The sequence below is a fragment of the Gordonia sp. DT219 genome, from assembly GCF_049847065.1.
Classification (GTDB): Bacteria; Actinomycetota; Actinomycetes; order Mycobacteriales; family Mycobacteriaceae; genus Gordonia.
Genome location: NZ_JBNCNR010000015.1, coordinates 70,603 through 92,621, shown reverse-complemented (window position 1 = coordinate 92,621; position 22,019 = coordinate 70,603). Strand labels below are relative to the sequence as shown.

Below are 22,019 nucleotides of genomic sequence, written 5' to 3'. Positions count from 1 at the left end.
ACGCTCCTCGTCGGTCAACGTCAAAGCGGCTTTTGGGCGTCCAGTGCGTGCCATACCCAACCCTACAACATATTCAATGAATTAACGGCGCGGAACACTAGGGGACGACGCCGTCATTCGGCGAGAGCATGTCCCGCTTTCGGGCTACCGTGCAGCGGACGCACCGCAGAGCCGATGACCAGCCCGAGCAGACCGCGCGCCAGCGCCTTGGTGATGTCGAAGTAGTCGAAGTAGTCCCGCCACACCGCGATTCGACCGTCGACCACCTCGAATCGTCCGCAGACCCAGAACTGCAGCCGCAATCGGCCGAGGCTGATCTGGTCGACGCGTTCGGTCAACACCACCGTGTCGGCCGACGAGACGTTGACCATCCGGTAGTCGAAGGACACCGGTGAGGCGTCCATGCGTGCGAAGAGCCGGGCCACCTTGTTGCTGCCGCGGATCGTCGGCAGCGAGACGTTGGTGTAGACGACGTCGTCGGCGAGGTCGAGCGCGGCCGTGGCGCTGTCCCCGCGCGCCAGCGCATCGAGGAAGCCGGTCGCGGTGTCGATCGGGCTGCGTGAGGTCATGAAGGCCAGTATGCCCACCACGTGTGCGCGTCGCGACCGTATCGCCGAGACCAGGGCCACCCACCGTGATATGACATCGACGCAGCTCATCGGCTACGCTGTTCGGGTTGTCTCGGCGAGGGTGAGTGATCACCGTGATCGGCGCGGCCATCGCATGTCTCCTCCGGTGCGGACTCCGAGTGCACCTGGGCGGTCGTGATGTGGGCGTCGTCGCGCCGGGAAGCACCACCCCCGACCGGGCGTTCCGGTCCCCGCACCAAGGAGAACATTCATGGCAACCCAGACCTCCGGCCTCGCCGTCACCATTCGCACCGAGAAGGGCAAGGGCGCCGCGCGCCGCGCCCGTCGCGCGGGCCAGGTGCCGGCCGTGCTCTACGGCCACGGCTCCGACCCGCAGCACCTGAGCATCCCGGCGCGTGAGTTCGCCGCGATCCTGCGCAACAACGGCATCAACGCCATCATCGATCTCGATGTCGACGGCACCAAGCAGCTCGCGCTGACCAAGCAGGTCGACGTCCACCCGATCCGCAACTACATCGAGCACGTCGACCTGCAGCTCATCCGGCGTGGCGAGAAGGTCAGCGTCGAGATCAACATCGTGGTCGAGGGCGACGCCGCCCCCGGCACGCTGGTCACCCAGGATGCCAACACGATCGAGGTCGAGGCCGACGTGCTCTCGATCCCCGAGCAGATCGTCGTCGACGTCGAGGGCAAGGACGCCGGCACCACCATCCACGGTTCGGATCTGGCACTGCCGGAGGGCGTCACCCTCATCTCCGATCCGGAGACCCTGATCGTCGCGATCAACGAGGCCGCCACCGCCGCCGACCGCGAGGCCGAGGCCGTCGAAGCCGGCGCCGAGGTGCCGACGGAATCGGCCAACGAGTCCGCGTGACCCCCAAGCGGGTGACCTCGGCTCACGGTGACAGTGCCGCACCGGGAGCCTGATACGTGAAACTCATCGTCGGACTTGGTAATCCGGGGACGAAGTACGAGCACACACGTCACAACATCGGTGCCATGGTCGCCGATCGTCTGGTCACCGCTGCCGGCGAGCGGTACACGGTGCACAAGCGCTCCGGCGCCCAGGTCGCATCGGTACCACTCGCCGGCGGTTCGGTGTTGGTGGCCAAACCGCGCACCTACATGAACACCGCAGGCCGCCAGATCGGGCCGCTGGCCAAGTTCTACTCGGTCGCCCCCGCCGATCTGATCGTGCTGCATGACGAACTCGACATCGACTTCGGTCTGGTGCGGCTCAAACGGGGCGGCGGTGAGGGTGGCCACAACGGCCTGCGTTCACTCAGTCAGGCCATCGGCACCCGCGACTATCTGCGGGTCCGGCTCGGCATCGGCCGTCCCCCGGGACGGCAGGACCCCGCCGACTTCGTCCTCAAACCGTTCCCGTCGGCGGCCCGGACCGAGGTCGACCTGCTGATCGAGCACGGTGCCGACGCCGTCGACCTGCTGCTCGGCCACGGCCTCGAGGCCGCGCAGAACACCGTGCACGCCTGGTGATATCTCGCTGCCGGATCACCGCATACAATCTCCCCCGGCGCAACACGAAGGGACCAACACGTGGCGAAACTCGCAGCGAACACCGGACATCAGAATGTCGCGATGCTAGGCATCGGCGCCTACCGGCCCCGGCGGCTGGTGAGCAACGACGAGGTGTGCGAGGTTCTCGACAGCTCGGACGAATGGATCTACGAGCGCAGCGGTGTTCGTAACCGACGCTGGATCAGTGGTGACGAGACCGCGCGGACGATGGCCGCCGCCGCCGCCGAACGTGCCATCAGCAACTCCGGCATCGCCAAGGACAAGATCGGCGCGCTGATCCTGGCCACCAACAGCTGGCGGACCAAGATCCCGCACGGCGGCCCCGTCGTCGCCTTCGATATCGGCCTCAACGGCATACCCGCCTACGACGTCGCCGCCGGGTGTGGCGGCTTCGGGTACGCACTCGGCGTCGCCGCCGACACCGTGCGGGCCGGGTCGGCCGAGTACGTCCTCGTGGTCGGCGTCGAGACGATGTCGGTGGTCATGGAACCCACCGACCGCAACACCGCCTTCATCTTCGGTGACGGTGCCGGTGCCGTCGTCGTCGGACCGAGCGAGGAGAACGGTATCTCCCCGACCGTCTGGGGTTCCGACGGCGAGAACGCCGAGGCCATCGGACAGAACTACGACATCCCCGACTACATGGACCGGGCGCAGGAGTATCAGCACAAGGATCCCGACACCGATCCCGTCGGCCGCATGGTGGTGACGATGCAGGGTTCGCGGGTGTTCCGCTGGGCGGCGATCACACTGCCGAAGGCACTCGCCGCCGTCATCGAGACCTCCGGGGTGGGCATCGATGACATCGAGGTCTTCGTCCCCCACCAGGCGAACGCACGGATCAACGAACTGATGAAGAAGAACCTCGGCTTCCCCGACGATCTGCCGATGGCCAACGACATCGAGAACACCGGCAACACGTCGGCCGCCTCGATTCCACTCGCCATGGAGGAGATGCTGGCCACCGGAAAGGCCCGCGGCGGACAGACCGCGATGCTGCTCGGCTTCGGCGCCGGCCTCTCGTATGCCGGCGCCGTCGTCACCCTACCGCCGGCCCCGGCGATCACCAGCTTCGACGAGTTGGGCTGAGCGCGGCACACCGCCGCGGCGCCGCAACGGCTTTGGCGCACTCCACGTGATCCGCCGGGCCGATCGCCCGGCGGGCATGGGCTCGGGTTAGGGTCTTCGGCGTGACCAGCCCTGTTGATCCACCGGAACATCCCGTGGCCCCCGGCCCACCGCAGCCCGTTCCACTGCAGCCCGGATATCCGTCGCCGGGATATCCGGGTCCGGAGTACGCGCCGACGAGCCATCTGGGACAAGGCTATTCGGGGCCGGGGTATGCGGGGCCGGGCTATGCGGGGCCGGGGTACGTAACACCGGGGTACCCGATGCCTGGGCCCGCACATCCGGCGCCGGGCGGACCCCCGTGGCCCGCACCCCCAGGTGGCGGACCGCCCCCGCCCTCCAAGTCGCCGCGCCGCACCTGGTTGTGGATCGCGTTGGGAGCCGTGGCCTTCGTCGTCGTCGCCGTGATCGTGATCGTGACGGTGGTCGTCGTGGCCGGCTCCGGTGATGACGGAGACTCTGCCGCAACTGCACTCGTCCCCGGCGACGACACGGTGCACCCCGAGGAAATCGGATCCATCGCGCACCCGGTGCCGGCCGACCTGGCCCCGATGCCCACCGAGCCGACTGTGAAATGGTCGTCCGGACGTTCCCTGCCCGGATGGTGGGGAGCGAATTCGACCGCGTTGATCCTGGGCAGCGAGGAGTACTCGCCGTCGGTGACGGTGGTCGATGCCGCCACCGGACGCACGCGATTCACCTCCGCGCTGCCGCCCGGCCGGTTCATCGATCTGTGCGCGGCCACCGACGCCCGAATCGCCTGTGCCACAGCGACGAAGGGGCCCGGCGCGGAGAGTCTCACGGTGCTCGACGCGCACACCGGCGCCCACATCGCCGATACCCCGTTGCCCGCACAGTCGAACGCCGTCCAGCAGATGTACGCCGTCGGCGATCGGTTCATCGTGAGTTGCGCCTCGGCAACCGAATCCGGCACGATGATCTCCACCGACGCCAATGGAACGGTGACGTGGTCCGGACAGGGTTCGGGCGTGGCCGGCGACCAGCCGATCATCGTGCGGACCGACGCGCCGCTGCCCAATTCGAGCGAGCTGTCGCTGCTGCGTGCCGCCGACGGAAAGCCGATCGCTTCGCTGAGCCGGTCCACCGCCCGCCGGTTCCCCACCGTTCCGTTTACCGTGTATCAGGGCGGCGTCGCGGTGATGAACGCCCAGGGCACCGGCACCGACTTCTATTCGTCGGACGGCACCAGAACAGGTTTCGCACCAGGTTGGGCTCCCGCAGCGGAGAACTACAACATCGGATCCCCCGCACCACCGGCGCCGATCCTCGGCCGTATCGCGTCCAGCGTCAGCAAGACCTCCCACATCATCGGTGCAGCCAATCCGATGACGGGCCATCTCATCTGGCGCAGAACGGGTTCCGAGTTCACCGCGAGCCGGCTGACGGCCGAGATGACCGGTGACCTGCTGGGCATCCGCCTCGGGAAGGCCGGCGGATCGACCGACCCCAGCACCTATGGCGGCACTGCGGATACCGATGGCCCGCTCCAACTGTTCGATCCCATGACCGGAGCGAACCGATCTGTACCCATCAAGGTCGACCCCAAGGAGTACCTGACCGACGTCCTGAACACCGACGGGGAGCGGCTGATCACCAGCAACGGTTCCACCCTGACCGCGTACGACATGGCCACCGGGCAGCAGGCCTGGGAGTTCAGAACCGACGGAGAGCATTTGATCAACGAGGCGTCGGCCGTGTACAGCACGGTCGGTTACGACGGTGTCTCGATGATCGGCCCCTGACGGCCCTCGTTCCCGCTCACCCGTCTACTTCCCGCTCAACGAGATCGGTGAGCGGGAAGCAAATGAGTGAGCGGGAACAGGATTCACGCGGCGAGTCCGAGTGCGACGAGCCGGTTTCGGAGCCGCGGGATCAGCAGGTCTCGTTCGAGGTCGCTCCAGATCCAGCGCACGACCATCGGGCCGGTATCGCGGATCTCATCTTCGCGGAGCTTCTCGCGGATGACCGCGTCGGCGACGGATTCTCCCCGACGGCGTAGCCGCCCGTATTTGGTCATGCCGTCGAACTCACCGACCAGCCGCCAGTCCCAATCGAAGTCGGTGCGATAGGTGCGACCGGAGGCGACGACGATCTCCTGCTGCAACCGCGGGATCGGTAGCGTCGCATCGATGATCTGAGCCCGGCTCCACGACTCGCCGACGCTGTCCGCCAGCGCACTCGCGAATCGGAGGGCGCGCTCGGCGATCTTGGCGTTCCGTCGTCGGCGACGTACGAGGATCTCCTGCATCAGAGATCTGTCGGCACCGAGGCGCAACGCCTGGTCGAATGCGGTGAGCGCCTGGGTGAAGTCGCCCGATGTCGCGACGTCGACGGCGGTGCGCTCGAGCGAGGTGACGAGCAGGCCGTCGCACCGCACCAATTCGTCCGCCTCGAGCGGCGCCGCGTGCAGGTGCCGGTGGCTACGGATCGAACCGCCCGCCACACGTCCGGTGGTGACGTGTACCCGGCCTAGGTCCGGCTTCAGCAGCGGCAAGCCGTGTAACGACGCCGCCGACGCGTGACTGAGCGGAAGCGCCTTCTCCGCACCGAGGTTCGACGTCGACACGGCAATCGCCTTGAGCCGATGCAGCTTCTGGGCGCCCTCGTGGCCGTCGAACTCCTCGCTGGGTTCCACGTCGACTCCCGGGACGAGCCGGATCAGCCCGCCCCGCTTGACCGCCGCGGCCCGGTGGGCGTCGGAGATGCCGCGCCGCAACGCAGCGTCACGACGGATGAGTCCGAAGTCGTCCTGGGGATAGTTGGTCATGAATCGTTGGACGCGAGGCGACTTGATTCGGTTCCACCGATTTCGGGCCCCTTCCCGCTCAACCATTTGCTTCCCGCTCACCGAGATCGCTGAGCGGGAAGCAAATGAGTGAGCGGGAACGACCGTAGGTCAGGCATTCTCCTTACGGAACACCGAAGTCCCCCACCATGTTCCGAGCGCGGCGAAGATCAGCGCGGCGAGTACCGACCACAGCACCGCCATCGTCGCGATCTCGCCGCCGAAGGTGTCGCGGACGCCGTCGACGATCCAGCGGAACGGCATGAAGTCGCTGAGCCGGTGCAGCCATGCCGGGCCCAGCGTCATCGGGAGCAGGATGCCGGAGAGCAACAGGACCGGCATCATCACCATGTTGATGACCGGGGCCATCACATCCTCGCTCTTGGTGGTGAGCGCCAACGCATTCGACGCCGCCGCGCATGCGCCGCCGATGAGCAACGTGATCACGATCCCGACGACGACGCCGATCACCGACCCGCGCATCCCCATCGCCCACCCGAGCAGCACCAGGATCACTGCCTGCACGAGAAGTTGCAGCATGTCGCGCATCAGCCGGCCGGTGAGCAGCGCGGTGCGGCTCGCCGGTGTCACCCGCTCGGCCTCGATGACGCCCTCGCGCCATTCGCCGATGAGACTGAAGCCGGCGAACATGGCACCGAACAGCCCCAGCTGTACGAGCAGACCGGGCACCAGGAACGTGTAGGGATTGTCTGAGCCACCGGGGAATTGGGACACCAACGGTTTGAGGAGTGGGCCGAACAACACGAGATACAGCACCGGCTGCAGCACCCCGATCAACACCCACGCGGGGTTGCGCAGGTTCATCCGGATCTGCCGCCGGAAGACGATGTGGGATTCACGCAGGAAGGTCATCGCAGCGCTCCTTCGTTGTCGAGTTCGGTCTCTTCGGCGTTCTCGGTGGTGGCCTGGGCGTCCCGCAGAGAACGCCCGGTCATGGTGAGAAAGACGTCGTCGAGCGTCGGCCGGATGATCTCTATCGAGTCCAGTTCGATTGACGCCGTGGTCAGTTCACGAAGCAGTGCCGGGACGTGCCGGCCCGCGCGCTGTACCCGGCCGCGGATGTGGCGGCCCTCGGTCTCGACCGCGTTGGCGATGGAGCCGAGTTTGGCTGCGGCGGTGGACACCTGGGCCACGTCGGAGATCTCGAGATCGACGAGGTCGCCGGAGACATGCGCCTTGAGGTTGTCGGCGGTGTCGGCGGCGACGATCCGGCCGTTGTCGATGATGAGGATCCGGTCCGAGAGCTCGTCGGCCTCGTCGAGGTAGTGGGTGGTCAGGAAGATCGTGGCGCCGCGTTCGGTACGCAGCCGCCGGATGTGCTCCCACAGGTTGGCGCGGGCCTGCGGGTCGAGGCCGGTGGTCGGCTCGTCGAGGAACACCAGCGTCGGGTCGTGGACGAGACCCATCGCGATGTCGAGCCGGCGTTTCTGCCCGCCGGACATGTTCTTGGGCATGCGTTCCCACAGTCCGTCGAGCTGCAGCTGCTCGAAGAGCGCCTTACCGCGGCGGATGGCGTCCGGCCGCGACAGCCCGTACAGCATGCCGTGGTCGACGACCTCGTCGCCGGCCTGGGCCTGGCTGAACGTTCCCCCGGCCTGCGAGACGTAGCCGATGCTGCGCCGGACCATGACGGCGTCGCGTACGACGTCGTAGCCGTTGACCGTCGCGGTCCCCGCGGTGGGCCGCAACAGGGTGGTGAGCATTCGCAGGGTCGTGGTCTTCCCGGCGCCATTGGGCCCGAGGAATCCGACCACCTCACCCTCGGCGATATCGAGATCGACGCCGTCGACGGCGCGAACTTCACGTTTCTGCTTCCCGCGCCCGGTGTGAAAGGTCTGGACGAGACCTCGCGCATGGATCATGGGTTCCTCTCCTCGATCACTCGTCGTGCGTCCGGCCGGCCGAACGCGGCCAGGGTATTTTCACCGTGCTATTCAAATTTGAACATACCTGTCAAGTGGTTGCGTCTCGGCCGACCCCACTGCTTCGTCGGGCGCCACTGCCATTTTCCGACGGCACTCGCCTGTTGTGACCCGATCGCCGACCAGAATTCACCGGATCGCGGACAACGACTGTCCGCCAGGTCCGGCGACGCGGCGATTACCCTGCATTCATGCGCCCACCTGCCACCCAGCTGCTGCTCCTGGGCGCGGTCGGGTTGTTCGGGCCGGTGAACGGCTATCAGATCAGGCGCGAGCTGCTGTCGTGGCAGGCCGACCGGTGGGCCAACGTGAAACCCGGCTCGATCTATCACGCGCTCGGCCGACTCGCCGACGAGGGACTGCTGCGACGCCACGATCTGCCCGAGGGCACGCGTGAGGTCGCCGTATACGAGATCACCGAGCCGGGACGGCGACGACTTGCCGAGCAGCTCGCCGATGCGACCCGCGAGGTGGACATCTTCGACGACCGGGCGTTCCATGCCGCCTTCGGGTTGCTGCCGCTACTCGGTGACGCGCCCGCCCTCGACCACCTCGACGAGCGGCGGCGCCGACTCGCCGCGGCCATCGACGAGTTCGCACCGGCCGCCTCACCGAATCCCTACGTACCGCCCCATGCGCAACGCGGCGCCCAACTCTGGATCACCCGCGCCCGCGCCGAACTCGAGTGGCTGACCGGCGTCGTCGACGATCTACGGTCCGGGGAACTGTCCTTTCAGCCATCGTCGACGTGGGCGCCCCCGGCGGACGACCCGGGCCATCAGATGACCTCCGACCGGTCTCGTTATCGTGCGTTGATCGCCGAGCGGCGCTCCACTACTTCCGAGTAGGCGCCTCATGTGAGACCGTCTATGTTGACTCGCATAGCGCACCGCAGGCGGATCGCCGAACGGAAGGACACCTCATCATGACCGTGATCGCCGACAAGACCGGTGTGACGAACATCGGGATGCTCGGAATCGGCGCCTACCGGCCCGAGCGCGTCGTCACCAACGACGAGATATGCGAACACATCGATTCCTCCGACGAGTGGATCTACACCCGCACCGGCATCAAGACCCGGCGATTCGCACGCCGCGACGAGGACGTCACCCAGATGTCCATCGCGGCGGGCCGCACGGCGATCGCCAACGCATTGCTGTCGGGATCCGACATCGACGCGGTGATCCTCGCGACCAACACGCATCTGCTGCTGACGCCGGCCGGCGCGACGAAGGTCGCCACCGAGCTCGGGGCCAACGGCGTCCCGGCCTTCGACGTCACCGTCGGCTGCGCCGGATTCGGCTACGCGATGGCGATCGCCGCCGACATGATCCGCGGCGGCAGCGCCACCCATGTGCTGGTCATCGGGGCCGAACAACTGTCGGTGACCCTCGACATGACCGACCGGACCAACTGCTTCATCTTCGGCGACGGTGCCGGCGCCGTCGTCGTCGGCCCGACCGAGGATCAGCAACTCGGCCCGGTGATCTGGGGTAGCGACGGGTCGCAGTACGACGCGATCCGCCAGGACATCGACTGGGTCACCTTCCTCGACGGCGACCGCGTCCAGCGCCCATATGTGCGGCTGCAGGGCACCGCGGTGTTCCGGTGGGCGGCATTCGAGATGGGCAAGGCCGCCCAGCGCGCGCTCGAGGCGGCGAAGATCGGCACCGAGGACCTCGACGTCTTCGTGCCGCACCAGGCCAACGCGCGGATCAACGAGTTGCTGGCCAAGAGCCTGCACCTGCCCGAGCGCGCCGTCGTCGCCAACGACATCGAGTACACCGGCAACACCTCTGCCGCGTCGATCCCCCTGGCCATCGAGGATCTGCTCTCCACCGGCAAGGCCAAGCCGGGTGACACCGCGCTGCTACTCGGCTTCGGCGCGGGGCTGAGCTACGCCGCGCAGGTCGTCAAGATGCCGCCGGTGCCGTTCGAGTAGTTCCCTCGCATCGCTTCGGTGCGCGTCGGCGTTTTGGGCGCCACGGCCTGGCCCGATAGCCTCAACGGGTGAGTTCTTCCGTTGCCGACGAGGTCCGCCGGCGCCGCACCTTTGCCATCATCTCCCACCCCGACGCCGGTAAGTCGACCATGACCGAGGCGCTGGCACTGCACGCCCGCATGATCAGCGAGGCGGGCGCAATCCACGGCAAGGCCGGCCGCCGCTCGACGGTCTCGGACTGGATGGAGATGGAGAAGGCGCGCGGGATCTCGGTCAGTTCGACCGCGCTGCAGTTCAACTACCTGCCCGCCGGCTCTGCGCCGGGCGCCGAACCCACGGTCATCAATCTCGTCGACACGCCCGGTCACGCCGACTTCTCCGAGGACACCTATCGGGTACTCACCGCCGTCGACGCCGCCGTGATGCTCATCGACGCCGCCAAGGGCCTCGAGCCGCAGACGCTCAAGCTGTTCCAGGTGTGTCGCCATCGCGGCATCCCTGTCATCACCGTCATCAACAAATGGGACCGGCCCGGACGCACACCCCTCGAGTTGATCGACGAGATCAGCGAACGCATCGGCCTGCTCCCGACTCCCCTGTTCTTTCCCGTCGGCATCGCCGGCGATTTCCGCGGTCTGCTCGACCGCCGGAGCGGCCGCTACATCCACTTCACCCGCACCGCCGGCGGCGCCACGATCGCCCCCGAGGAGGTCATGGACGCCGACGCCGCGTCCGCTCGCGAAGGGCAGGCGTGGACCGAAGCGGTCGAAGAAAGTGAGTTGCTCACCGAGATGGGTCAGGACCACGATCAGGAACTGTTCCTGGGCGGGCAGACCTCACCGATGATCTTCGCGTCGGCGATGCTGAATTTCGGTGTGCGCCAACTACTCGAGACGCTCGTCGGGCTCGCACCCGCCCCGGCCGGACGCGCCGGCGTCGACGGCACCGTCCGGGAGCCCACCGATCCGTTCAGCGCGGTCGTGTTCAAGGTGCAGGCCGGCATGGACTCCAGCCACCGGGATCGACTGGCGTTCATGCGCATCGTCTCGGGTGAGTTCGAGCGCGGCATGGTGGTGACCCACGCGCAGACCGGAAAACCCTTCGCCACCAAGTACGCCCAGGCCGTGTTCGGCCGTGACCGTTCCACCGTCGACACCGCCTATCCCGGCGACGTGGTGGGTCTGGTCAACGCGACTGCGCTCGCTCCCGGCGACACCCTCTACGACGGACCGCGGATTCAGTTTCCGCCCATACCTTCCTTTGCGCCCGAACATTTCTCATCGTTGCGCGTCACCACCGCCGACAAGTACAAGCAGTTCCGCAAGGGCATGGAGCAGCTCGACAGCGAGGGTGTGGTGCAGGTCCTGCGCAACGACCTGCGCGGCGACGCCTCGCCGGTACTCGCCGCAGTCGGTCCGATGCAGTTCGAGGTGATGACCGCGCGGATGAAGGCGGAATACAACGTGGACACCGTCATCGAACCGCTCGGCTACACCCTGGCCCGCCGCACCGACGCCGACAGCGCCGCCGAACTCGACCGGCAGCGCGGCGTCGAGGTGTTCACCCGCTCCGGCGACGGTGTGCTCCTCGCATTGTTCAGCGACAAATGGCGGCTACAGTACATCGAGAAGGAACACCCCGACCTCACCCTGGAACCGCTTGTCGCTGCGGCGGATTGACGACGACTCGGCGTTCGTTCCGTGTGACTGCTGTTCACCGCAGAGAAAGTCGTTCACCGCTGTGACAACAGTTCACTGATGTGACGAAACTGGTTGCAGCCCTTGTGGATTAGACTTCGAACACTCTGGCGTCGAACAAATATTCTGCTACACTGGAGTCATCGCAAGATCATCCAGGGGGGAATCCATGATCGACGACACCACCGCCGAAAGCACGGATACTGCAGCAGTTTTGGCCGGAATCGTCGACCAGCTCGCCGAACTCCACACCAACCCGGACATGACCGGGCCGCAAGCACACGCCGCGATGCAACAGATCCTGCTGATCCGCAATCTCGCCGACCATCACGCAACCACGTTCACTGGCGACCTCGACCGACTCAACGTCGCCGACGGCCACGGACGCCGGTTGCGGGAACTACTGGTCGTAATGGGGTGCGCGCCCCGCCGTCGCCGCACGGCTCGTGCGCATCGGCACCGCCACCGACATCGACCCACTGCTACGCCACGCCGCCGACGGTTCCATCTCGTCCGAGCACGCCGACGCCATCGTCCTCGGACTCGGCCACATCGCCTCCCGCGCCGGCGAACCCGTCACGCCCGAACAACGCCGCGACCACACCCGCGCATTGGTGTCCCAAGCTCTGTCCGGGATGAGTCCCGCCGAAATAGGCAAGCACGCACGCCAACTCGGCAATCTGCTGGCCGACGATACCGGTGGCACACCCGCTGCTCAAGACAAGACCGTCAACGAACTCGGCTACCACAAGACCAGCGACGGCCGTTTGGATGTGCGCGCCAACCTCGATGCCGTCGCCGGGGAGAAACTCCACAGCCTCGTCGAAGCGTTGTCGGCGCCGAAACCTCAGCCCGACGGCTCGCATGACCCGCGGCCAGCACACAACAGGCGCGCCGATGCCTTCGAATCCATCTTGGAGCTCGCTCAGAAGGGTCTCACCGACGAGACCGTGTCGTGCAAACCGACCGGCGGGGTGTTGCTGACCATCCCGGCCGATGCCCCGAAGCTGTCCGCACTGGAGTTCATGGGCTCGGTGACCCCTGCGACGGCAAAAATGTTGGGTTGTGATGCCGGGATCACCGTCGTCATCGTCGACGGCGAGCAGGTGCCGTTGAACGTCGGGCGGGAGAAGCGGCTGTTCACGCTGTCGCAGCGAAAAGCGTTGCTGCTGCGGGATAAGTGCTGCGTGAAGTGCGGTGCACCTGCATCGCGCACCGCCGCGCACCATTTGCGCCACTGGGCTGACGGCGGCCCCACCGACCTCGACAACGGCTGCCTGCTGTGCACCGCCTGCCACCACGATGTCCACGACCGTGCCGGCGCCGGGAGCGAAGCGAGCGGGCCGAATGATCACTGGGATGTGGTGATGGGGTTCGACCGGCATCCGTGGCTCATCCCACCGGCCACGGTCGACCCGCGACGACGACCACTCCCCGCCTACAACCGACGCACCCTCCACCTGGACGATGCTGCCTGAAGCAGGCTTACCTGCAACGACTTTCCGACCCGTGCACCCGGCGCGCCCGGACCGCAATTGTTGTTTGAGAACTTCATAGAGCCCCGGCCCCGGTCGTCGGCGTCCGGCTGAACTCTCAGGCGCCGACGATCCGGGCCACCTCGGCCGGGTCGACGGCGTCGATGTCGGCGGGGTCGAAGGCCGGGTTACGGTCCTTGTCGACGAGGACGGCACGCACTCCCTCGGCGAAGTCGGGTGTGGCAGTGATCTTCTCGGCGGCATGCAGTTCGCGCTCAAGGCATTCGTCGAGCAATGACGACGCGCCGAGTTCGAGGAGTCGGGCGGTCACCCACAGGCTGGTGGGTGAGGCGTGCTCGAGCAACTCCAGCATCTCGGTGGCCCACTCGTCGCCGACCGCTCCACGCAGACCGCCGACGATCGCGGTGACGTTGGTGTCGGAGAAATATTCGCCGATCTTCTCCACCGGCAGCGGCGGATGGTCGTCATGCTTGTCGGGTGAGCTGGTCAGCACTTCGACCAGTGGTGCGCCGGAACGGATTCGGTCGGCCACACCACCCAATTCGGCCGACGGCACATAGTGGGTGGCCAGTCCCACCGAGAGTGCTTGTGATCCGCGCACGCGTGCGCCGGTGAGGCCCAACCACATTCCGACACCCTGCGGCAGCCGCGGCAGGAAGTAGGTGGAACCGATGTCGGGAAAGAAACCGATCGCGGTCTCGGGCATCGCGATCATCGTCTTCTCGGTCACCACCCTGATCTCACCGTGCACACTGATGCCGAGTCCCCCGCCCATCGCCGCGCCGTCGATCAACGCGATGTGCGCCTTGGGGTATTCGGCGATCAGCTGGTTCAGCCGGTACTCGTGGGAGAAGTATCGGATGATGGCGTCGCCGTCACCGGCGAGCGCGCTGTCGCGTATCGCGCGAATGTCGCCGCCGGCACAAAACGCACGGTCACTGGCGGACGTCAGCAACACGGTCTCGATCGTGTCGTCGTCGGCCCAGCGCAGCAGTACCTCGTACATGTCGTCGACCATCGTCTGGTCGAGTGCGTTGAGCGCCTTGGGCCGGTCGAGGATGACCTCGCCGACACTGTTGGCGACGTTGGTGCGGATGTAGGACATGCGTTTCACGCTAGCGCGTCGCCACCGCGGGCTCGCCGACCGCCTCGACACCGGAGGTCATCTCGGCCAGCGCCGCACGCGTTGCGGCCTGAACCGACTCGGGGACGGTCGGCGCAAATCGCACCTGTAGCGCGCACGGCGGCGACGGCGGCAGCGATGTCACCTCCCGCATCCCTTCCGGCGGCCGGCTGACCACCGGCAGCAACACCACCCCGAGACCTGCCCGGACCGCGGCGGTCACGCCTGCGAGGTCGGCGGATTCGACGACGATGCCGAAGTCGATCCCGGCCTTGCCGAGCACATCGAGCGCCACGCCGCGCGTCGAGCACGGCTCGTCGAAGACGATCAGCGGCACGGACCGTTCGGGATCCAGAACGAGATCCGGGGCACCGAACCAGCGCATCGCCACCTGCGGCCCGAACAGCTCGGTACGCGGGCCGATCGGCTCGTGATAGACCGCGACATCCACATCCCCCTTGTCGATCGCCGCGATCACCCGCCTGCTGCGTTCGAGCCGGAAGCTGACCGCATGCCCGGGGCATTGTTCGCGCAGAATCTGCGAGAGCACCGGTAGAGCCCAATCGGCTCCGTGCTCGCTCGTCGCCACCGTCAGCGTCGGCGTCGACGATCGGATGTTCAAGCGCCGCACCGCTTCGTCATGCGCGGCCAGGATCGTGCGGGCGTGCGCGAGCAGCGCCTCACCGTCCGGGGTGAATCGGGTGACACGGCCCTCCCGCTCGACCAGACGCATCCCGGTCACCGTCTCGAGCCGCCGGACGTGCTGACTGACGGCCGACTGGGTGAGATGCAGGGCGGTGGCGGCACGGTGGAAACCGCCACAGGTGGCCACCGCCACCAGGCTGCGCAATGGCGTGATGTCGAGAACGGTGTTGGCCATGACGACCAGCCTAGATCGATGCCGTTCACTGATCAATCACGATTACTGATCGTTGTTGGACCGCGCCGATGGTCGTCGCGCACGCTTGACACATGCGAATCCCCCTCGTGCCCGCATCGGCCTTCGTCCTGCTCTGGGCCTTCGGCTACCCGCTCGGCGCGCTCGGCGTGACCGCGATGTCGCCGATGGCGTTGCTGGCCATCCGTTTCGCGGGCTCGGCAGCTGCGCTCGGCCTGATCGCAGCGCTGACCCACCGCACATTCCCCCGGGGTCGCATGCTGGCGCACGTAGCCGTGGTCGGGCTGCTCACCCAATTCCTCCAGTTCGGATGTGCCTATCTGGCACTGCAACTCGATGTCCCCGCCGTCATCGTCGCCCTCGTCATCGCACTCAACCCGGTCGCCACCGCACTGCTCGCCTGGCCGGTGCTCGGCACCCGGCTGCGGCCACGTCAATGGGTCGGGATCGGCGTCGGGACGGCCGCGGTGCTCACCGCCTGCCTTCCGCGGGTGCTCGCCGACGCCTCGACGATGGGCCTCGCCGTCGGACTGGTCCTGCTCGCCCTCGCCGGCGTCGCGCTCGGTGGCCTCTACCAGCAACGGTTCTGCGGCAGCGTGGACCTCGTCGCCGGCAACAGCATTCAACTCGGCGTCGCCCTGATCCCCACGGCCGCACTGGCTTTGGCCACACCTCAGACGATCTCGGATCCACTGCGCGCAGCCTGGGTGCTGCCGACGATGATCATCTTGTCGTCCATGGTCGCCACCACCCTGTTCCTGCGGCTGGTCAACACCGCGGGCGCGGCGGCGACGTCGATGCTGTTCACCCTCATCCCGTCGGTGTCAGCCCTGCTGGGGTGGGGCATGCTCGGGCAGCGGCCCGACGCGGGGATCGGCGTCGGACTCGTCCTCGGCGCGGCCTCCCTGGTGATCGTGGCCGGCCGGCGAACCCACATCCGAACCCTGCCATGGCGTTGCCGACATCCATTTGATCGCCGAGAACCGAACAGCGTTGCGGCAGACAACCGAGGTGACGTCGTAATTCCGGCCGAAGCCGTGTTCGGCGCCGGCGAGTCAGCGGGCCGCTAGCGGTCATCGCCGGGTGCCGTATGCGCGGACGAAGGCGCGCGCACCGTCGACCATCGTCGCTCGAAGCCGTCCATGGTCCACGGCGAGGGGGTTCGGCTGCTCGTTGAAGGCCAACAGGACCGTGAGCGCGAAGAAGTGGTCCGTCGTGCGCCGTGGGTCGTCGGTGTCGAGGAGCCCGAGTTCACCGAAGTGTGCGATGCGTTGGGCGATGACACGCTCGACCGCCGCGGTCTCCACGTCGTCGTCGGCGGCGTCGGGGTCCTGCCAGCGTCGCTGCGCGACCAGCGCCCAGACGGCGGAGTCACCCGCGCTGCCGGCCCCGAGCGGATCGGAAAGGCAATGATCGCGATCGCGCTCCCCGCCCAGCTCGCCCCGGTCCTGGGCTCGGTCCTCGGAGGACTCATCCTGCAGTACTGGTCCTGGCAGTGGATGTTCCTCATCAACGTCCCCGTCTGCATCGCGACCCTCGCCCTCACCCGACTTCTCCCCGCCGTCGGAGGCCGGCCCGGTGACCGGCTGGACGTACTCGGCCTCGCGTTGCTGCCCCCTCGGCGTCGTCGCGTTGGCCTACAGCCTCTCCGAGGCAGGCGGCGAAGGCGGCTTCGCAAGCGTGTCCGCGTGGCTGCCGCTGCTGATCGGCACCGTTCTCATCGCCGGGTTCGTCAGGCATTCGCTGTCCGCGCGGCGCAAGCCGCTCATCGACGTGCGACTCTTCGCGCGGCGAAGCTTTGGCCTCGGCAGCGTCATCACCTTCATGGCCGGGTTCTCGACATATGCACTGACCCTGTTGCTACCGCTGTTCTACCAGCAGCTTCGCGGCGAAAGCGTGCTTGCCACCGGCCTCCTGCTGATTCCCCAGGGCGCAGGGACGATGCTCTTCTTCCTCCTGGTCCGGCCGCTCGCCGCCAAGCTCGACGGCCGCCTCGTCGTTGCCGGCGGAATCGCCTTGACGATGATCGGCATCCTGCCCTTCGCCTTCGTCGGCCTCCACGGAGGGGAACTCTTGCTGCTGGGCGGTCAGCTCCTGCAAGGCATCGGGTTCGGTCCGCCATGTACCCGGTCATGACACTCGCCTTCGGCAGTCTCAGTCATGCTGAGATCCCCAGCGGCAGCGCGGCTTTCAGTGTCGTCCAGCGGGTCGGCGCGCCGTTCGGCGTCGCCGTCATCGCTGTGATTCTCCAGAGCTTCCTGGACACCGCCCACACTCCGGAGCAGATGCTCGCCGGGTTCGCAGGCACCTTCTGGTGGGCCTTCGGTCTCAGCGCCATCCCCCTTGCCTTAGCCTTCCTCATCCCCGGGAAGCGCAGCGAACGTGTGTGAGCGGGACGCGGCGCCCGGCACGAACGAGCTCGGCTCCACCTAACCTCGGCACGCAGGTAGGCGACGGTGTCGGCGGCGACGCGCTCCCAGTCGCGCCAGAACGTCGGCTTACGGCGCGGGACCGGACCGGCGTTGGCGCCGGGCGAGGTCGAACAGATGCTCGTCCTCGGCCTCCTCGAGCTGCAGTGCGCGCGAGACGCCGGCGACGGCCTCGTGCGCGCCACCGGCATCACCCTCACCGACGACGAGATCGGTGAGCTGGCAACCCTCGCCGACGCCGCGAACGTGAACACCCGCGGCAGCTGGGAACACGCGATGTGAGGCGGCGGCCGCCGACGGGTGCGGTCATTCGATCGCCTCGGCCGCCTCCAGCCAGGCCACCTCGGCGGCCTCCTTGTCCTCGATCACCTGCCGCAGTTCGGCATTCAGCGTCACCAGTCGGTCCGGGTCGGTGGCCGCCGCGGCCAGCGCCGCATGCAACTCCTCCTCGCGCCGGGCGAGTTGGGTCATCTGGCGCTCGGCCCGATTCATCGCCTTGCGCGCCTCACGGTGCTCGGCCGCACTCACCGCGGGCTTATCGGTGGTGCTTGCGGCCCCGCCGGCCGCCGCTTGCGACGACCCCACCTTTGATGATCCGGAACCAGTTGCGCCACTGAGCATCTCGCGACGACGCTCCAGGTATTGGGTGATGCCGCCGGGCAGGTTGGTGAGCTTGCCGTCGCCGAACAACGCCCACGTCGAGTCGCAGATCCGCTCGATCAGGTAACGGTCGTGCGAGATCACCACCATCGTCCCCGCCCACGAGTCGAGCAGGTCCTCGAGCTGTTGCAGGGTGTCGATGTCGAGGTCGTTGGTCGGCTCGTCGAGCAGCAACACATTCGGCTCCGACATCAGCACCCGCGTCAGCTGCAGCCGCCGCCGTTCGCCGCCGGAGAGATTGCCGACCGGCGTTCGCTGACGCGCCGGGGTGAAGCCCAACCGCTCGGCGAGCTGAGCGGCCGAGAACTCCTTGTCGCCCAGCGTGACCCGCGCCGCGACCGATTCCACCGCGTCGAGCAACCGCTGATCGGGGTCGAGATCGTCGAGTTCCTGACGCAGCCAGCCGATGGATACGGTCGTGCCCTGCACGCGGCGGCCGGGCGCGACGTCGACCTCGCCGGCCAGTGCACGCAGCAGCGTCGTCTTACCGGACCCGTTGACGCCCACCAGACCGATCCGCTCACCGGGCGCCAGCCGCCACGTCAGACTGTCGAGGAGCACCCGCCGCCGGTGATCGTCCGGTTCTTCGGATTCACCACTGCCGCCCGGGGTTTCGATGTGGGCGTCCTCGAGTTCGATGACCACCCGGCCCAGGCGGCGACGCGCGAACGCCGACAACGTCACCGTGTCCCGCGGCGGCGGGACGTCACTGATGAGCTGCTCGGCGGCCTCGATCCGGTAGCGCGGCTTGGACGTTCGTGCCGGCGGCCCGCGGCGTAGCCACGCCAGTTCCTTGCGGGCCAGGTTGCGGCGGCGTTCCTCGGCGGCGTCGGCCAGTCGCACCCGCTCGGCACGGGCGAAGACCCAGTCGTTGTAGCCGCCCTCGTACTCGTCGACGCGGCCGTCGTGCACCTCCCAGGTGCGGGTGGCGACGGTGTCGAGGAACCAGCGGTCGTGGGTGACCACGACGAGTGCGCTGCGGCGGTTCGCCAGATGCTCGGCCAACCATTGCACTCCCTCGACGTCGAGGTGGTTGGTGGGCTCGTCGAGGATCAGGACGTCGGCATCGGAGACCAGTGCCGCGGCCAGGGCGACCCGGCGGCGCTGCCCGCCGGACAGTTCGTCGACCCGCGCGTCGAGCAGCCCGTCGACGCCGATCCCGGCGAGGACACCACGCACCCGCGGATCGCCGGCCCACTCGTGGACGGCCACGTCGGGGCCACCGACCACGACCTCGGCGACGGTCTTGCCCGCGGGCAGCTCGCCGCGCTGGGTGACGACCGCGACGCGTGCCCCGCCGGCCCGCGACACCCGGCCGGAGTCGGGTTCGACGATGCCGCCGAGGATCTCGAGCAGCGTGGTCTTGCCGCCGCCGTTGAGGCCGACCACGCCGATCCGCTGGCCTTCATGCACCCCGAGACTGACCTCGTCGAGCAGCTGGCGGATGCCGAAGCTCTTGCTGATGCGGTCGGCGTTGATCAGCGCGGACGGGGAGGCAGGTGACACCGGTAGACGATAACAACCGGCGGTCTGCGGGCGTTCAGTCGCGCCCGAACGCGGTCGCCGCGGTGTCCATCACCTCGTCGAGGGAGTCGGCGACGATCTCGGTGTGGTCGGCGCGGATGTGCGTGTGCAGGTCGACGTCGGTGCCCGCGGACCGCATGGACCGGACCAGCGCCGCGGTCAGCCCGAACGGCACCACCGGATCGAGCAGTCCGTGGTCGATGCGGATCGGCACCGTGTAGCCGCCGGTCGGCACCCGCGTGTAGTCGGCCAGCGCGGCCGCGAACTGCCCGCCGCCGAGCGCGCTGCCGAGCAGCGAACCCGGCGCGACCGACCGCAGCGCCTGCGACACCTCGCCGTTGCATTCCGAACGCGCGAGGTCGAGGAAGCGCTTGCCGTCGGAGGTGAGGTGATCGGTCACGTGCAGGTCGGGACGGGCGTGGTCGAGGCCGGCGAGGATGTAGAGGTAGAGGGCGCTGACCGTGTTGATCCGCCCCAGGCTCGGCACGTCGGGGGTGAACGACTTGGTCAGCACCCCTTCGATCCCGGAAGCCGGTGCGAGCGCGAGGATTTCCCGCAGCCGCAACTCCGGCGCGTAGCCGGGCGCCTCGTGTCCGGCGAACAGCGCCGCATGTCCGCCCTGCGAGTGGCCGGCCGACACCCACTCGGTGCCGAGCGAATGGTCCCGGGCGCGTGCGGCGCGGATCATGTCGATCACCGAATGGGCGGCGGCCCGGCCACCCAGATACTCCGACTCTCCCGCCGACCCCAGCCCGGCGTAATCGGTTGCGGTGACGGCATATCCGCGTTTCAGCGCATCGATGACCGGGCTCTCGACGCCGTCGCCGCGGCGGGTGCGGCTCGGGGCGCACTCGTCGGCGATGCCGGTGGTGCCATGCGCCCAGGAGAAGATCCGCCACCCGCCGGCCGGGACGTTGCCACGCGGCACGTAGAACACACCGGTGGACAACGCCATTCGGTTGTTCTGGTCGCGCGTCACATAGGTGACGCGTTGTCCGGATGCGGCACCGGGCGGCAGATCTGCCCGCGCGATCGCGCTGCTCGACAGCACCCGGCCGGCAGCGGGGCCGGCCGGGACCGTAGCGGGGGTTGCCGGGGTTGCGGTAGGGGTTGCCGGGGTTGTGGTGGGAGCGCCCGCCGCCGTCGGGGCCGCGGAGGTGGGAGCGGCGGCGACCGATGCGGTGCCGGCCGTCGCGACGACGAGTGCCGTGGTGAGCAAGGGCAGCAGCCGGCGCCGCAGTCCGCGGCGCATCACCGTGCCCATCACTGGTCCGGCGTCTGTCGGGTCGCACCGGTGACCGGTCCGGTGGCGGTACGCACCGACCGCGCCACCCCGGCGCCGGAGAGTTCGGCGGCGACGGCCACCGCGGCGTCGGCGTCGGCGCAGAGGAACGCGCACGTCGGGCCCGATCCGGAGACGATCCCACCGAGCGCGCCCGCATCGATGCCGGCGCGCAGGGTGCGCCGCAGACGCGGCTGCAAGCTCAGTGCCGCCGGTTGCAGATCGTTGTGCAGCAGCGGCGCGATCTGTTCGGGCCGCCCGCCGGCGAGTGCGGCCATCAGCGCGTCGGGGCGCGGGTTCTGTTCGGGAAAGGTCTCGGCGTGGTCGGCCCGCAGCCGGTCGAGTTCGCCGAAGACCGCGGGGGTGGACAGGCCCTCGCGCGCGAAGGCCAGCACCCAATGCAGCTCACCGCGGGCCAGCGTCGGCATCAGTTGCTCACCGCGCCCGGTGCCCAGCGCGGTCCCGCCCTGCACCGCGAACGGCACATCGCTGCCCAGTCCGGCGGCGATCTCCAACAGTTGTGCGCGCGGGATGTCCAGTTTCCACAACGCGGCCAGGGCGACCAGCGCACCGGCCGCGTCGGCGCTCCCGCCGGCCATGCCGCCGGCCACGGGAATGCGTTTGACGATGTCGATCGCCACACGCGGATCGCGCCCCGCCCACTCGCCCAGCGCCCGCACGGCCCGGACCGCGAGATTGTCGTCGTCGAGCGGGACGTCGGCGGCGTCGGCGCCGCGCCCGCCCTCGCGGGCGAGCGTGACACCGAGCGCGGCGGCACGCGCAACGGCCACGTCGTCGTACAGCGAGAGCGCCTGATAGACGGTGACCAGGTCGTGGTAGCCATCGGCACGCAGGGGCCCGACCCCCAGGTGCAGATTCACCTTGGCCGGTACGCGCACCGAGACGGCGTCGGAGATCACCGAAAGGGATGCGGGGGACACGGCTATACAGAGTAGTGAACC

21 protein-coding genes and 2 pseudogenes are annotated in these 22,019 nt (G+C 68.1%); 13 read left to right on the top strand and 10 right to left on the bottom strand.

What is annotated here, in order from left to right; genetic code table 11:
• Positions 1 to 113: 113 nt before the first annotated feature.
• Complete coding sequence (locus tag ACPXB3_RS16850; protein WP_425728575.1) at positions 114 to 569, bottom strand: limonene-1,2-epoxide hydrolase family protein; 456 nt, start codon at positions 567 to 569, stop codon at positions 114 to 116.
• A 271-nt stretch (positions 570 to 840) separates the two neighbouring features.
• Here ACPXB3_RS16850 and ACPXB3_RS16845 point away from each other — a divergent pair, with 271 nt between their 5' ends.
• From ACPXB3_RS16845 to ACPXB3_RS16830, 4 genes are all read left to right on the top strand, one after another.
• Positions 841 to 1,464: a 50S ribosomal protein L25/general stress protein Ctc gene (locus ACPXB3_RS16845; protein WP_425704775.1), complete on the top strand. Its 624-nt coding sequence runs from the start codon at positions 841 to 843 to the stop codon at positions 1,462 to 1,464.
• A gap of 56 nt (positions 1,465 to 1,520) precedes the next feature.
• The gene (gene pth, locus ACPXB3_RS16840; protein ID WP_425728573.1) at positions 1,521 to 2,087 is read left to right on the top strand and encodes an aminoacyl-tRNA hydrolase; all 567 of its coding nucleotides are present in this window, start codon (positions 1,521 to 1,523) and stop codon (positions 2,085 to 2,087) included.
• Positions 2,088 to 2,147: 60 nt separating this feature from the next.
• The gene (locus ACPXB3_RS16835; RefSeq protein WP_425704777.1) at positions 2,148 to 3,218 is read left to right on the top strand and encodes a beta-ketoacyl-ACP synthase 3; all 1,071 of its coding nucleotides are present in this window, start codon (positions 2,148 to 2,150) and stop codon (positions 3,216 to 3,218) included.
• Between the two features lie 101 nt (positions 3,219 to 3,319).
• Entirely contained in the window at positions 3,320 to 5,020 is a 1,701-nt protein-coding gene (locus ACPXB3_RS16830) for a PQQ-binding-like beta-propeller repeat protein (protein WP_425704778.1), read from the top strand.
• An 83-nt stretch (positions 5,021 to 5,103) separates the two neighbouring features.
• Here the strand turns inward: ACPXB3_RS16830 and ACPXB3_RS16825 are convergent, their stop codons facing one another.
• The 3 genes from ACPXB3_RS16825 to ACPXB3_RS16815 all read right to left on the bottom strand — a co-directional run bounded on the left by ACPXB3_RS16825 (position 5,104) and on the right by ACPXB3_RS16815 (position 7,946).
• Complete coding sequence (locus ACPXB3_RS16825; protein ID WP_425728571.1) at positions 5,104 to 6,045, bottom strand: hypothetical protein; 942 nt, start codon at positions 6,043 to 6,045, stop codon at positions 5,104 to 5,106.
• A 129-nt stretch (positions 6,046 to 6,174) separates the two neighbouring features.
• Entirely contained in the window at positions 6,175 to 6,936 is a 762-nt protein-coding gene (locus ACPXB3_RS16820; RefSeq protein ID WP_425704780.1) for an ABC transporter permease, read from the bottom strand.
• Positions 6,933 to 7,946, bottom strand: coding sequence for an ATP-binding cassette domain-containing protein (locus ACPXB3_RS16815; RefSeq protein ID WP_425704781.1), 1,014 nt, complete (start codon positions 7,944 to 7,946; stop codon positions 6,933 to 6,935). The genes ACPXB3_RS16820 and ACPXB3_RS16815 overlap by 4 nt, the downstream gene beginning before the upstream one ends.
• Positions 7,947 to 8,197: 251 nt before the next feature.
• Here ACPXB3_RS16815 and ACPXB3_RS16810 point away from each other — a divergent pair, with 251 nt between their 5' ends.
• The 4 genes and pseudogenes from ACPXB3_RS16810 (at position 8,198) to ACPXB3_RS16795 (ending at position 13,123) form a co-directional block, all read left to right on the top strand.
• Entirely contained in the window at positions 8,198 to 8,854 is a 657-nt protein-coding gene (locus tag ACPXB3_RS16810) for a PadR family transcriptional regulator (RefSeq protein ID WP_425704782.1), read from the top strand.
• Positions 8,855 to 8,931: 77 nt separating this feature from the next.
• On the top strand, positions 8,932 to 9,948 hold the full coding sequence (locus tag ACPXB3_RS16805; protein ID WP_425704783.1) for a beta-ketoacyl-ACP synthase III: 1,017 nt from the start codon (positions 8,932 to 8,934) through the stop codon (positions 9,946 to 9,948).
• 68 nt (positions 9,949 to 10,016) lie between these two features.
• Positions 10,017 to 11,627 (top strand): peptide chain release factor 3, encoded by a 1,611-nt coding sequence (locus ACPXB3_RS16800; RefSeq protein ID WP_425728569.1) that lies wholly within the window; start codon positions 10,017 to 10,019, stop codon positions 11,625 to 11,627.
• Positions 11,628 to 11,814: 187 nt separating this feature from the next.
• Positions 11,815 to 13,123, top strand: a pseudogene (locus ACPXB3_RS16795) (DUF222 domain-containing protein).
• A 115-nt stretch (positions 13,124 to 13,238) separates the two neighbouring features.
• Here ACPXB3_RS16795 and ACPXB3_RS16790 read toward each other — a convergent pair.
• Both ACPXB3_RS16790 and ACPXB3_RS16785 read right to left on the bottom strand, forming a co-directional pair.
• Complete coding sequence (locus ACPXB3_RS16790; protein WP_425704786.1) at positions 13,239 to 14,246, bottom strand: enoyl-CoA hydratase/isomerase family protein; 1,008 nt, start codon at positions 14,244 to 14,246, stop codon at positions 13,239 to 13,241.
• Between the two features lie 10 nt (positions 14,247 to 14,256).
• On the bottom strand, positions 14,257 to 15,144 hold the full coding sequence (locus ACPXB3_RS16785; RefSeq protein WP_425704787.1) for a LysR family transcriptional regulator: 888 nt from the start codon (positions 15,142 to 15,144) through the stop codon (positions 14,257 to 14,259).
• Positions 15,145 to 15,236: 92 nt separating this feature from the next.
• On the opposite strand from ACPXB3_RS16785, the gene ACPXB3_RS16780 reads away from it, so the two are divergent.
• The gene (locus ACPXB3_RS16780) at positions 15,237 to 16,232 is read left to right on the top strand and encodes a DMT family transporter (protein ID WP_425704788.1); all 996 of its coding nucleotides are present in this window, start codon (positions 15,237 to 15,239) and stop codon (positions 16,230 to 16,232) included.
• A gap of 3 nt (positions 16,233 to 16,235) precedes the next feature.
• Here the strand turns inward: ACPXB3_RS16780 and ACPXB3_RS16775 are convergent, their stop codons facing one another.
• Complete coding sequence (locus ACPXB3_RS16775) at positions 16,236 to 16,469, bottom strand: hypothetical protein (RefSeq protein ID WP_425728587.1); 234 nt, start codon at positions 16,467 to 16,469, stop codon at positions 16,236 to 16,238.
• Between ACPXB3_RS16775 and ACPXB3_RS16770 the strand changes: the two are divergent.
• From ACPXB3_RS16770 to ACPXB3_RS16755, 4 genes and pseudogenes are all read left to right on the top strand, one after another.
• Positions 16,368 to 16,706 (top strand): annotated as a pseudogene (locus tag ACPXB3_RS16770) (MFS transporter); the annotation flags it as partial. The gene ACPXB3_RS16775 and the pseudogene ACPXB3_RS16770 overlap by 102 nt on opposite strands.
• Before the next feature lie 34 nt (positions 16,707 to 16,740).
• Entirely contained in the window at positions 16,741 to 17,298 is a 558-nt protein-coding gene (locus ACPXB3_RS16765) for a hypothetical protein (RefSeq protein WP_425728585.1), read from the top strand.
• Positions 17,295 to 17,552, top strand: a complete 258-nt coding sequence (locus tag ACPXB3_RS16760; protein WP_425728583.1) for a hypothetical protein — start codon at positions 17,295 to 17,297, stop codon at positions 17,550 to 17,552. Before ACPXB3_RS16765 ends, ACPXB3_RS16760 begins: the two co-directional genes overlap by 4 nt.
• Positions 17,553 to 17,618: 66 nt before the next feature.
• Positions 17,619 to 17,873, top strand: a complete 255-nt coding sequence (locus ACPXB3_RS16755; protein WP_425728567.1) for a hypothetical protein — start codon at positions 17,619 to 17,621, stop codon at positions 17,871 to 17,873.
• A 24-nt stretch (positions 17,874 to 17,897) separates the two neighbouring features.
• On the opposite strand, the gene ACPXB3_RS16750 is transcribed toward ACPXB3_RS16755, so the two are convergent.
• From ACPXB3_RS16750 to ACPXB3_RS16740, 3 genes are read right to left on the bottom strand one after another with little or no spacing between them, the layout of a single operon-like run.
• Entirely contained in the window at positions 17,898 to 19,757 is a 1,860-nt protein-coding gene (locus ACPXB3_RS16750) for an ABC-F family ATP-binding cassette domain-containing protein (RefSeq protein ID WP_425728565.1), read from the bottom strand.
• A 34-nt stretch (positions 19,758 to 19,791) separates the two neighbouring features.
• On the bottom strand, positions 19,792 to 21,039 hold the full coding sequence (locus ACPXB3_RS16745; RefSeq protein WP_425728563.1) for a lipase family protein: 1,248 nt from the start codon (positions 21,037 to 21,039) through the stop codon (positions 19,792 to 19,794).
• The gene (locus tag ACPXB3_RS16740; protein WP_425728561.1) at positions 21,039 to 21,998 is read right to left on the bottom strand and encodes a 4-(cytidine 5'-diphospho)-2-C-methyl-D-erythritol kinase; all 960 of its coding nucleotides are present in this window, start codon (positions 21,996 to 21,998) and stop codon (positions 21,039 to 21,041) included. The genes ACPXB3_RS16745 and ACPXB3_RS16740 overlap by 1 nt, the downstream gene beginning before the upstream one ends.
• Positions 21,999 to 22,019 lie beyond the last annotated feature (21 nt).